The sequence below is a fragment of the Streptococcus vestibularis genome, assembly GCF_900636445.1.
Lineage (GTDB): Bacteria > Bacillota > Bacilli > Lactobacillales > Streptococcaceae > Streptococcus > Streptococcus vestibularis.
On sequence record NZ_LR134275.1, the window covers coordinates 240,808 to 252,644 of the forward strand.

The window sequence follows — 11,837 nt, forward strand, 5'->3', positions numbered from 1 at the left end:
CTATTCGATTGGAGGAATTCCATGTATAAAGATGACAGTTTAACCTTGCACACTGACTTGTATCAAATCAATATGATGCAGGTCTACTTCAACCAAGGTATTCACAATAAAAAGGCCGTTTTCGAAGTTTATTTCCGTCAACTTCCGTTTAAAAATGGCTTTGCTGTGTTCGCAGGTCTGGAACGTATTGTCAACTATCTTGACAATCTGACTTTCTCAGAAACTGATATTGCTTATCTAAAAGAGTTAGGTTATCCTGAGGATTTTCTAGGCTATCTAGCCAACCTAAAACTCGAGTTGACTATCAATTCAGCCCTTGAGGGTGATTTGGTATTTGCTAATGAACCGATTTTCCAAGTGGAAGGTCCCTTGGCCCAGTGTCAGTTAGTAGAGACTGCCTTGCTAAATATCCTTAATTACCAGATTCTTATTGCTACCAAGGCAGCTCGCATTCGCTCTGTCATTGAAGATGCTCCTTTATTGGAGTTTGGGACACGTCGTGCACAAGAGATGGATGCAGCAATATGGGGGACGCGTGCAGCCGTGATTGGTGGTGCTGACGCAACTTCAAATGTACGTGCTGGCAAGATTTTCGGTATACCAGTTTCAGGTACTCATGCCCATTCGCTTGTTCAAGCCTATGGCAATGATTATGATGCCTTTAAAGCCTATGCCTCTACTCATAAGGACTGTGTATTCCTTGTAGATACCTACGACACCCTTAAGATTGGTGTTCCGAATGCTATCCGTGTCGCTAAAGAGCTTGGTGATAAGATCAATTTCTTGGGTGTTCGTCTTGATTCAGGTGACTTGGCTTATCTATCGAAGCAGGTCCGTAAGCAACTGGATGCAGCTGGATTCCCTGATGCCAAGATTTACGCTTCAAACGACCTTGATGAAAATACTATCCTTAACTTGAAGATGCAGAAGGCTAAGATTGATGTTTGGGGAGTAGGTACTAAGCTTATCACTGCCTATGACCAACCAGCCTTGGGTGCTGTCTACAAGATTGTTTCAATCGAGGATGATCAGGGAGTCATGCATGATACTATCAAGTTGTCCAATAATGCTGAGAAGGTTTCGACACCAGGTAAAAAGCAAGTCTGGCGTATTACGAGTCGTGCTAAGGGCAAATCAGAAGGTGACTATATCACCTTCGCAGACACGGATGTTAATGCTTTAGAAGAAATTAATATGTTCCACCCAACATATACCTACATTAATAAGACTGTTCGTGATTTCGATGCAGTGCCACTCTTGGTCCCAATCTACGACAAGGGGCAACTAATCTATGATTTGCCAAGTCTTGATGAAATCAAGGCTTATGCGACTAAGGAATTGGACGGACTTTGGAATGAGTACAAGCGCGTGCTTAACCCTCAAGATTATCCAGTTGACTTGGCTAAAGATGTCTGGGATAACAAGATGACCTTGATTGATAATGTCCGTAAGAAAGCCCATGACTTGTCAGAGTAAAAGGAGACATTATGACTTTGCAAGAAACTATTATTGATCAACTAGGGGTTAAACCTAGCATTGATCCAAAGGAAGAAATTCGAAAATCCGTTGATTTTTTGAAGGCCTACATGCTCAAACATCCATTCCTTAAAACATATGTTTTGGGAATCTCAGGAGGTCAAGACTCTACATTGGCTGGTCGTCTTGCGCAACTTGCTGTTGAAGAGCTTCGTGCAGAGACAGGAAAAGACTATCAGTTTATCGCCATTCGTTTACCATACGGAGTCCAAGCAGATGAAGACGATGCCCAACGTGCCCTAGCTTTTATCAAGCCAGATGTAAGTCTTACGGTCAATATTAAAGAAGCTGTTGATGGTCAGGTTGCTGAACTTGCAAAGGCAGGTGTCACCGTTTCTGACTTTAATAAGGGAAATATCAAGGCCCGCCAACGCATGATAGCTCAATATGCGGTTGCTGGTGAAAATAGTGGAGCAGTTATCGGGACAGACCATGCTGCTGAAAACCTTACAGGTTTCTTCACAAAATTTGGTGACGGTGGTGCGGATATCTTACCGCTTTTTCGCCTAAACAAGCGTCAAGGTGCTGCCCTTCTTGCGGAACTAGGTGCTGACAAGGCTCTCTATGAAAAAGTCCCAACAGCTGATCTGGAAGAGGACAAACCAGGAATTGCTGACGAAGTGGCACTTGGCGTGACCTATCGTGAAATTGATGACTACCTTGAAGGCAAAGAGGTATCAGCTAAGGCTCAAGAAACCATTGAAAATTGGTGGCGTAAGGGTCAACACAAACGTCATTTACCAATCACTATCTTTGACGATTTCTGGAAATAAAAAGGAGAAATAATGTATGATTAAAGCTTATATTGACTTTTGGAAGCGTACTTTTGACTTTAGTGGACGTTCGACACGCCCAGACTACTGGTGGGTTTACTTGATTAATGTCATCATTAATACTATCCTTGTAGTAGGTTTTGTTCTCATTCCTTTCTTCAGTAGTGTGTCTAATGACCCAGCTATATTATATGATTCAGCCGAAATACAAAAAATGATTTTGAAACATATGTCGCCAATAATAATTTTTGGTTTAATCATACTAATCCCACAACTGTCCCTTCAATTTCGTCGTTTACGAGATGCAGGTATTCATCCGGCTTGGGGGCTTCTAAGTTGTATGGGCCTTATACCAGTCTTGAATATCTTATCACCTATTGGAAGCATTGTACTCATAATCATGTCGTGTCAGCCAACTAAACCAACACCTGAAACGATTTTTGATAAAGTTGAATAAGATTATTGTAACCCTAGGTTAGACCCAGGGTTATTTTTAAATTGAATTTTCAGAAATTAGTGATAGAATAGAGAGGAATAAGGCTTAAAAGGAGGAATCTTATGACTTCACTATCAACAGATTTCACAGAAAAACTATTTGCAGATTATGAGGCCAATGCCAAGTACGGCGCTATCGAAAACGCAGTAACTCATAACGGCTTGCTTAAATCTATCGAGACACGTCAATCAGAAGTTGAAAATGACCATGTTTTCTCAATTGATTTGACTAAAGATGCGGTGTCTAACCAAAAAGCTTCAGGTCGTTGCTGGATGTTTGCGGCTCTTAATACTTTCCGTCACAAATTGATTTCAGACTTCAAATTGGAAAGTTTCGAGCTTTCTCAAGCCCACACATTTTTCTGGGATAAATATGAAAAATCAAACTGGTTCTTGGAACAAATCATTGCTACAGCAGATCAAGAGATTGGCAGTCGTAAGGTTAAATTCCTTTTGGATACCCCACAACAAGATGGTGGACAATGGGATATGGTCGTATCACTTTTTGAAAAATATGGTGTTGTGCCAAAATCAGTTTATCCAGAATCTGTAGCTTCAAGCAATAGTCGTGAGCTTAATCAATACCTCAATAAGCTTCTTCGTCAAGATGCTCAAATCTTGCGTGATTTGATTGCTGGTGGTGCTGATCAAGCTGCTGTTCAAGCTAAGAAGGAAGAGCTTCTTCAAGAAATTTTCAATTATCTTGCCATGACTCTTGGTTTACCACCACGTCAGTTTGATTTTGCCTACCGAGATAAAGATGACAACTATCAATCTGAGAAAAATATCACACCACAAGCTTTCTTTGAAAGATATGTGGGTCTTAAACTTAGTGATTATGTGTCAGTTATCAACGCTCCAACAGCTGATAAACCTTACGGAAAATCTTATACTGTTGAGATGTTGGGTAATGTTGTAGGTGCGCCAAGTGTGCGTTATATTAACCTCCCAATGGATCGTTTCAAAGAGCTTGCCATTGCACAGATGAAGGCTGGAGAGACTGTTTGGTTTGGTTCAGATGTTGGTCAAGTTTCAGACCGCCAAAAAGGTATTCTTGCAACTAATGTTTATGACTTTACAGCTAGCATGGATATTAACTTGACTCAAGACAAGGCAGGACGTTTGGACTACAGTGAATCTCTCATGACTCATGCTATGGTATTGACTGGGGTTGATTTGGATGCTGATGGCAAACCTGTTAAATGGAAGGTTGAAAACTCTTGGGGAGACAAGGTTGGACAAAAAGGTTACTTTGTCGCTTCTGATGCCTGGATGGATGAATACACTTATCAAATCGTTGTTCGTAAAGACTTCCTTACAGCTGAAGAATTAGCAGCCTATGAAGCAGAGCCACAAGTACTTGCTCCTTGGGATCCAATGGGAGCCCTTGCTTCAAAATAAGACAATAGATGAAACCACTGGAAAATGATTCCAGTGGTTTTTCATAGCTTCTTTAAAATTTATCGGTAAAAAAAGAGTTATCCATTCGGATAACCCTTTTTAGTTCTTATTCTTCTGCTGTAGCAGTGTTTGAATTTGAATGTTCAGAGCCATTAGAGGCTGATGTTGATGGATTTGTTGAAGCATCAGGCCCGTACTGTTGACTATCTTGTGAACTTGATGAGTCACTGCTTTGGCTTGAGTCCCAACTTGATGATGAGCTAGATGTTCCAAGTGATCCAGAGTAAACATTTGATGTTGAAGAACCAGTAAGGAAGACATAGCTACCATTATTATAAACACCGCTAGGCATATCGAAATCTTCAGAACCTGCACCATACATCTGGTTAAGGTAGCTACTTGTTACACCATAGATTTGTTTAGCGATATCAAGGTCTGAACCATAAACTGGTGTTTTACGGTTTTTGTAACCTGTCCAAATCGCCATTGCATACTTAGTATTGTAACCAACGAAAGTTTCATCCGGAACCATAAGGTCAGCATAGACACCACTTTCTTTTTGTACTTTATAGTACTCATCGTCATCGTAGTTAGATGTACCAGTCTTACCAGCATTGATTGTACCAGGAACATAAGCTTCAGTTGCTGTACCACCTGTCAATACTTGTTTCAACATACTTGACATCATGTAGGCTGTTTGTGGTGACATGGCTTCGACACCTTTAGAATCAAATGATTTAGTTGAACCGTCTTCAAACTTGATTGATTTAATGTAAGATGGTTTATAGTAAGTACCACCATTTGCAAAGGCTGCATAAGCTGCGGCCATCTTCTCACTTGATGCACCATACTTAGAATCTGATGATGATGTTGAAGATGAGATGGCATTTGAGTAGTACATTTCTGGATACTCGATACCCAAATCTTTCAAGAAGGATTGTGCATATTCCAAACCAGCAGCTTGGAGAGCTTTAACGGCTGTAACGTTACGTGACTGTTGAAGCGCATAAGTCAATGAAATACTTCCGTAATACTTACGATCCCAGTTGTAAACTGGTGTTGAAGAACCTGGGAAATTGTAAGGATTATCGTAAACAGTCGTACCAGTGTTTGTATAAACACCTTTTTCAATAGCAGGAGCATAGTCAGTGATTGGTTTCATTGTAGAACCCCAGTCACGGTCTGTTTGAACAGCTTGGTTGGTACCAAGTGCAACGTTTTCGTCTTGGTGACGTGATCCCAATTGAGCAACAACATGTCCATTGGTAACATCAATGATAGTAGAAGCTACTTGAAGTTTGTCATTAGGATAAGCAATATAATCATTTGAGTTGTAGACATTCCAAATGTATTTTTGAATATCAGGGTCAAGATTTGTATAGACATCGAGTCCAGCTGAGTAGATATCAGCATTGGCTTCGGTAGAGACTTGTTCAACAACTTGTTTGATGTAGTTATCTAGGTATGGTTCGTAGCTAGCTTTCTTTGTGAGTGGAAGAAGACCATCTGATACATCCGTTGCTTTAGCTTGCTCGTACTCTTCTTTAGAAATATTTTTGTCTTCATACATTTCATTAAGAACAGTGTTGCGACGTTCTTTAGCAGCATCCGGATTAGTATAAGGATCATATTGTGTTGGTGCTTGTGGGATCCCAGCAAGAAGAGCTGCTTGGGCAACTGAGAGGTCACCTAATTCTTTACCAAAATAAGACTTAGCTGCAGTCTTCATACCGTAGTAACCATTACCCATATAAACCTTATTAACGTAGAAGGTCAAGATTTCTTGTTTAGTATATTGACGCTCCATTTGGAGAGATAACCATATTTCTTGTGACTTACGTTTAAGGGTTTGGTCTGAGGTGTTAGTTGAGAAGTAAGCTAACTTAATTAACTGTTGGTCAAGTGTAGATCCCCCTTGAGTGCTGTTATGACGAAGGTTGTTAACAGCGGCTCCCATAATACGATAAACGTCAATACCGCGATGGGTAAAGAAACGCTTATCCTCGATAGAGGTAATTGCATTGACTAGGGTTGTAGGAATCTCATCTGTTGATGCACTTTCACGTTTTTCGGACCCCAAGTCAGCAATAAGACTACCATTACCATCGTAAATCTTACTTGAGTTTGTTGATTGCAACTTATTCTCGGTAAGTTTAGGAACACTGCTAACATAGTAAGCAAAGAGTCCACCACCAGCAATGACACAGATTACAAAGAAAGTCAGTAGTCCAATAAAACCGTATTTTACAATACGCCATCCTAAACTTTGATCTGAAGCAGATGAGCGTTTTCCTTTGCTATAGCGAGAAGAATCTGAACGTTTAACATGTGTGTTTTTAGTACGTTTAGTTAAACCGCTAAGTGATTCTTTAAAGTTGCTGAAATTAAATTTAGCCATTATGTGTTACCACCTAATAATTTTTCAATGATTTCTAAATAAGGAACTTGAGGATAAGCTGCCTCTGCGATTGCATAACCTCTTTTTTTGATATAATCAAGAGGCATTGATTTTGATCCCTTATCAATTCGATAAAAAGCGATCAAGTCTTTGGCAGGCAGAAGGTAGGTTTCCTTAAGCGTTGAAAAGTGAAGTAGCACGAAGCAGATTCCATCTTGATTGATGACCTGAGACATGTGCTCAATTTGATGCGCATGAAAGTTTTTCATAGGCATAGATGTCTTTTGCCGTGTCTCTTTGGCTTCAAAATCAATATAGTATCCTTTGTAAACACCAGAGTAGTCGGTAGTTGAGGCTTGCCTAAAGTAAGCTTCTACAATCTTTGCTCGTGAGCGTTTTGGATAATCAACTTTGACGATCTGAACAGGTGTAGGTTTCTTATGAATAACAGCTAAGCCACGCGACAAATAGTAATCATTAGTCGCATTAATAGCAGATTCAAAGTTCATCCCCCGATTGGCAAAGTCAACTCTATTAGATTTTTTAGTACGTACTTGTGCTATCTTACGAGATATCTGATGGGGATAGTTTACCATATCTTTCCCTTCTTCTTTAATAAGATATGCATAAAGACTACTTCATTATACCATAAAATGAAGGAGGAAAACAATAAATGACATCACTACTCATAACGGGCTATAAGAGCTTTGAACTTGGTGTTTTTAAAGACAAGGACCCTAAGGTAAACATCATTAAGAAGGCAATCAAACGTGACCTTAAACGTTTTTTAGATGAAGGTGTGGATTGGATGATTTTTACTGGGAACCTTGGTTTTGAATTTTGGGCGCTAGAAGTGGCTAAGGAACTTCAGAAAGACTATCCTTTGAAGTTAGCGACGTTATTTCCATTTGAAACACACGGTCAGAATTGGAATGAAGCTAACCAAGCAAAATTGGCAGCCTTTAAACAAGTTGATTTCGTAAAGTATAGTTTTCCAGCTTATCAATCGCCAGCTCAGTTCAAACAATTTAACCAGTTTCTCATCGATAATACAGACCAAGCTTATTTATTTTATGAGCCTGAAAATGAAACAAATTTGAAATATTTTTACAATATGATAATAGATGCAAGCGATTATCCCTTATTTCGGTTGACTTTTGATGACCTCAATGAAGTCATGTCGGAATAGGACATAATTGAGTTTTAAACTTGCATTTTTATATTTTTTTCTGTATCATGAAAGCATTGGACTGTAAAGTATTAGTAAGTTAGATAAGATAAGTATTGGAGAAGAATAATGGCTAAGATTAATTTAACGCCCAAGAAAATCTACGAACAAGAATTTAAAACAAGCATGCGTGGATACGATAAAACAGAAGTTGATGAGTTTTTAGATGATGTAATCAAAGATTACGGTGTCTACATTGCTCTAGTTAAAGAATTGCAAGAAGAAAATGCAAAACTGAAGGCCAAGGAGACATCAGCTCCTGCAAGACGTCCCGCATATGCAAGTGCGACAAGTGAACCACCATATGCTACTGCCAATATTGCTTCGGCTTCAAACTATGATATCTTAAAACGTATCAGTCGTTTGGAAAAAGAGGTCTTTGGAAAACAAATCGTCGAATAAAAATGGTTTTGTGCAATTTTTGGATAATCGCATGGTTGCTAGTCTTCCATGAGGAAAGTCCATGCTAGCACTGGCTGTGATGCCAGTAGTGTTTGTGCTAGGTGAATCAATAAGCCTAGGGACTTGATTTTCAAGTTACGGCGAGCGAACTAGCTAAGTCTTAGGATAGGTTTTAGTAGCTCTGAAAGTGCCACAGTGACGGAGTTTTTAGGGAAACCTAAAAAGTGGAACGCGGTAAACCCCTCAAGCTAGCAACCCAAACTTTGGTAGGGGCATGGGATGGCTGGAAACGAACGGACCATTCTGACTGCTATGCAGTAGACAGATGATTATCGAAGGAAGTGGTACCTAGTCACTTCTGGAACAAAACATGGCTTATAGAAAATTGCATATAGGTGAGGCTGGGGCAAATGTCTCAGCCTTCTTTTAGCAAGAAACGTCTCTTTTGCGTCTACCAACTAAGGGCAAGAGTGAACAATAAGCTATAGTTTAGGAGAGTTTGTACTCGTAATAATTAGGTAACAGGATAACAATGAAAGAAACATTTACATTAGTAGCAACTGCTGCAGCCGGACTTGAAGCTGTGGTTGGACGAGAACTACGTGAGTTGGGGTATGAGACTCAAGTTGAAAATGGTAAGGTGCGTTTCCAAGGAGATGTTCGTGCAATTGCTGAAACTAACCTTTGGTTGAGAGCTGCAGACCGTATCAAGATTGTGGTGGGAGAGTTTCCAGCACGTACTTTTGAGGAGCTTTTTCAAGGAGTTTATGCCTTGGACTGGGAAAATTATCTTCCCTTAGGTGCAAAGTTCCCAATTTCAAAAGCTAAATGTGTTAAATCAAAGCTCCATAATGAGCCGTCTGTTCAGGCGATTTCTAAAAAAGCTGTTGTTAAAAAATTACAGAAGTATTTCCACCGTCCGGAAGGAGTGCCTCTTCAAGAAACAGGTGCGGAATTTAAAATTGAAGTTTCAATCTTAAAGGATAAGGCTACTGTTTTAATTGATACTACAGGTGCTAGTCTCTTTAAGCGTGGCTATCGTACTGATAAAGGTGGGGCACCTATTAAAGAAAATATGGCGGCTGCTATTCTTGAACTTAGTAACTGGTATCCTGACAAACCTTTGATTGACCCAACTTGTGGTTCAGGGACATTTTGTATTGAAGCTGCTATGATTGGAATGAATATCGCACCAGGTTTTAATCGTGATTTTGCCTTTGAGGCATGGAATTGGGTGGATAAAGATTTAGTACAGTCAGTACGAGATGAAGCTGATAGCAAGGCAAATTACGATGTTGAATTAGACATTATGGGTTGTGATATTGATAGCCGTATGGTTGAGATTGCTAAGGCTAATGCTCGCGAAGCTGGTCTTGAAGATGTTGTTAAATTGAAACAAATGCGTTTACAGGACTTGAAAACAGATAAAATCAACGGTGTCATTATTTCAAATCCTCCTTATGGGGAGCGCTTGTTGGATGACAAGGCTGTGGATATCTTGTATAATGAAATGGGTCAAACTTTTGCGCCGCTTAAAACGTGGAGCAAGTTTATCTTGACCAGTGATGAACAATTTGAAAGTAAATACGGCATGAAAGCTGATAAAAAACGTAAGCTTTATAACGGGACCCTCCGCGTTGATTTGTATCAATATTTTGGAGAGCGTGTTCGCCGTTCTGAGGCTAGAAAGGTAAATTAAACGTGTCAGAAGATAAAACACAAGATGGCTATGAAGAAAGCCAAGAGTTAGATTTCCAAGATGCCAAGGAAATGACAGTCGGTGAGGCTGTCCGCAAAGAAGCTGAGATTAATGCTGGTGTAACCGAAACAGATAGTATTTTGGATAAGTATATTAAGCAACATCGTGAGGAAGTTACCTCACAAAAATTTTCAAAGAAAATTGAAGCAGATGGCGATACATCACCCTTGGATGCCTTCATTCAAAAGCAACGTCAGGAATTTGCTGATTCAGGTTTGATTGGTCAATCAATGGCTAATGAGGCAACCAACTCAACGACTGCTGATGAAACAGTAACACCTATGACTTTTGGTTTGGACACAACTGACGCTAAGGAAGATGATACTCAAGCTTCTGTTGAACCTGAAATCACTGTGAAACCAGAAAGTCAAAGCTCTGAAACTATCATAACATCAACTAATGCTGATCGTTTTATCACGTCAGAAGCAGAAAAATTCGATCTTGGTGAAGCCCTTGCTGCAACGTCTAGATCAACTAATCAACAAGTTGATAACGCTGATATGGTAGACAATATTGATGATCCGGAACCAGAAAGTACCTTACCTGCTGATGACAAGGCTTCTGAGCCACAAGACTCTAAACCTCTGTTGGAAGATGTTGAAGTCTCAGAAACAATCGACTTAGAAGCTATTGCCACAACAGTTGCTGGTGTAACAGGAGTTAAAGCTGATGAAGCAAAAGCGATACCAAAAGTGTCTATGACAGTTAATCGTCCATCAGCAGAAGATAGAATCTCTTCAGGGTCTATTTCTCAATCTCATAAAGGTTTCTTTGATGGTGATATTCCACTTTATCGCCGTAAGGGTGTTGTTATCGTTGCTCTCGTGGTTCTTGCTCTAGCTATAATTGGTGGTAGCTATGCTCTTTATAAAGGAACACATAGCCAATCTGCGAAAACTACAAGCACTGCTTCTTCAGCAGTAATACCATCATCAAGCAAGGATGCATCAGCTTCTGATAATAAAGCCTTCGAAGACATGTATAAGAATTTCTTCACAGATGATGAGCAGACAAAACTAGCTAATGATCAATTTGGTAAGCTATCAGACTTGGAAAAACTACTTAAAAAATTGGAAAAAACCAAGTATTATGACGCAGCTAAGGTCAAATACGATAACTTGAAGAAACAAATCGAAGCTATTGAAAAAGTCAATAGTAATTATGAATCAGATGCTCTTGTAGACGGTAGCTATAATGCCTCTATCTCAGTTAAATCTGATGCAAACTTTAATGATCTTTCAGAACGTGTAACAAATACTGGCAATGCTAGTCTTGATAGTACTATCCAAGAAGCTATTAAGGGCGGTAAAACACAGCTTGAAGAAAAGGCTAAAGCTGCAAGTGCAACGTCTGCAGCGACAGCTTCTGAAAGTGTTAATACTGCTACTCCTTCGGGAGATAACACATCTGGAGCATCTAATTCAGGTGTAACAAGTGCGACTGGTGGAGTTTCTGGTGGTACAGCTGCAACTTCAACAGTTGTGACACGAGGCATCATAAATTACAATCCATCTATCCTTCAACGTGATCGCTCTCGTGTGCCTTATAATGCAAACGTAGTAGCGGATACAAGTAATCCAGCTTGGACTTGGGCTAATGGTGTTCTTGATAAGATTATTGCAACATCTCACTCACGTGGGTACTTCTCAGGAGATAACTTTATCCTTGAGCCAGTCAACATCATCAACGGAAATGGTTACTACAACATGTACCTTCCAGATGGAACTTATCTCTTTAGTATCAACTGTAAGACAGGTTACTATGTAGGTAATGGTTCAGGTCACTCAGATAAACTTGATTATGAATAATAATCGACGACACTCCCTAGGGAGTGTTTTTTTTGTT

10 protein-coding genes and 1 other RNA gene are annotated in these 11,837 nt (G+C 39.7%); 9 read left to right on the top strand and 2 right to left on the bottom strand.

From position 1 onward, the window contains the following. The first annotated feature begins 21 nt into the window (after window positions 1–21). The 4 genes from EL076_RS01350 (at window position 22) to pepC (ending at window position 4,205) form a co-directional block, all read left to right on the top strand. Window positions 22–1,476 carry a nicotinate phosphoribosyltransferase gene (locus EL076_RS01350; protein WP_126428973.1) on the top strand — a complete coding sequence of 485 codons (1,455 nt, stop codon included), beginning with the start codon at window positions 22–24 and terminating at the stop codon, window positions 1,474–1,476. Between the two features lie 11 nt (window positions 1,477–1,487). After that, the gene (gene nadE, locus EL076_RS01355) at window positions 1,488–2,309 is read left to right on the top strand and encodes an ammonia-dependent NAD(+) synthetase (RefSeq protein ID WP_126428975.1); all 822 of its coding nucleotides are present in this window, start codon (window positions 1,488–1,490) and stop codon (window positions 2,307–2,309) included. A 16-nt stretch (window positions 2,310–2,325) separates the two neighbouring features. Next, entirely contained in the window at window positions 2,326–2,766 is a 441-nt protein-coding gene (locus EL076_RS01360; RefSeq protein ID WP_126428977.1) for a DUF805 domain-containing protein, read from the top strand. Between the two features lie 101 nt (window positions 2,767–2,867). Beyond that, window positions 2,868–4,205, top strand: a complete 1,338-nt coding sequence (gene pepC / locus EL076_RS01365; RefSeq protein ID WP_126428979.1) for an aminopeptidase C — start codon at window positions 2,868–2,870, stop codon at window positions 4,203–4,205. A 106-nt stretch (window positions 4,206–4,311) separates the two neighbouring features. On the opposite strand, the gene pbp1a is transcribed toward pepC, so the two are convergent. Further along, window positions 4,312–6,603, bottom strand: coding sequence for a penicillin-binding protein PBP1A (gene pbp1a, locus EL076_RS01370; RefSeq protein ID WP_126428981.1), 2,292 nt, complete (start codon window positions 6,601–6,603; stop codon window positions 4,312–4,314). Further along, window positions 6,603–7,199 carry a Holliday junction resolvase RecU gene (gene recU / locus EL076_RS01375; RefSeq protein WP_003098053.1) on the bottom strand — a complete coding sequence of 199 codons (597 nt, stop codon included), beginning with the start codon at window positions 7,197–7,199 and terminating at the stop codon, window positions 6,603–6,605. The genes pbp1a and recU overlap by 1 nt, the downstream gene beginning before the upstream one ends. A gap of 77 nt (window positions 7,200–7,276) precedes the next feature. Here recU and EL076_RS01380 point away from each other — a divergent pair, with 77 nt between their 5' ends. The 5 genes from EL076_RS01380 (at window position 7,277) to EL076_RS01400 (ending at window position 11,800) form a co-directional block, all read left to right on the top strand. After that, window positions 7,277–7,792, top strand: coding sequence for a DUF1273 domain-containing protein (locus tag EL076_RS01380; RefSeq protein ID WP_003095075.1), 516 nt, complete (start codon window positions 7,277–7,279; stop codon window positions 7,790–7,792). Window positions 7,793–7,900: 108 nt separating this feature from the next. Beyond that, a complete protein-coding gene (gene gpsB / locus EL076_RS01385) occupies window positions 7,901–8,233 on the top strand; it encodes a cell division regulator GpsB (RefSeq protein WP_003095155.1) in 333 nt (110 codons plus the stop codon). A 15-nt stretch (window positions 8,234–8,248) separates the two neighbouring features. Further along, window positions 8,249–8,616, top strand: an RNA gene (gene rnpB, locus EL076_RS01390) — RNase P RNA component class B. 149 nt (window positions 8,617–8,765) lie between these two features. Further along, on the top strand, window positions 8,766–9,932 hold the full coding sequence (locus EL076_RS01395; protein WP_003098051.1) for a THUMP domain-containing class I SAM-dependent RNA methyltransferase: 1,167 nt from the start codon (window positions 8,766–8,768) through the stop codon (window positions 9,930–9,932). 2 nt (window positions 9,933–9,934) lie between these two features. Further along, window positions 9,935–11,800: a cell division site-positioning protein MapZ family protein gene (locus EL076_RS01400; protein ID WP_003095016.1), complete on the top strand. Its 1,866-nt coding sequence runs from the start codon at window positions 9,935–9,937 to the stop codon at window positions 11,798–11,800. Window positions 11,801–11,837 lie beyond the last annotated feature (37 nt).

Coding starts and splice junctions, on each gene's coding strand:
- EL076_RS01350 (WP_126428973.1), top strand. CDS start 22: ATGTATAAAGATGACAGTTTAACCTTGCACACTGACTTGTATCAAATC.
- nadE (WP_126428975.1), top strand. CDS start 1,488: ATGACTTTGCAAGAAACTATTATTGATCAACTAGGGGTTAAACCTAGC.
- EL076_RS01360 (WP_126428977.1), top strand. CDS start 2,326: ATGATTAAAGCTTATATTGACTTTTGGAAGCGTACTTTTGACTTTAGT.
- pepC (WP_126428979.1), top strand. CDS start 2,868: ATGACTTCACTATCAACAGATTTCACAGAAAAACTATTTGCAGATTAT.
- pbp1a (WP_126428981.1), bottom strand. CDS start 6,603: ATGGCTAAATTTAATTTCAGCAACTTTAAAGAATCACTTAGCGGTTTA.
- recU (WP_003098053.1), bottom strand. CDS start 7,199: ATGGTAAACTATCCCCATCAGATATCTCGTAAGATAGCACAAGTACGT.
- EL076_RS01380 (WP_003095075.1), top strand. CDS start 7,277: ATGACATCACTACTCATAACGGGCTATAAGAGCTTTGAACTTGGTGTT.
- gpsB (WP_003095155.1), top strand. CDS start 7,901: ATGGCTAAGATTAATTTAACGCCCAAGAAAATCTACGAACAAGAATTT.
- EL076_RS01395 (WP_003098051.1), top strand. CDS start 8,766: ATGAAAGAAACATTTACATTAGTAGCAACTGCTGCAGCCGGACTTGAA.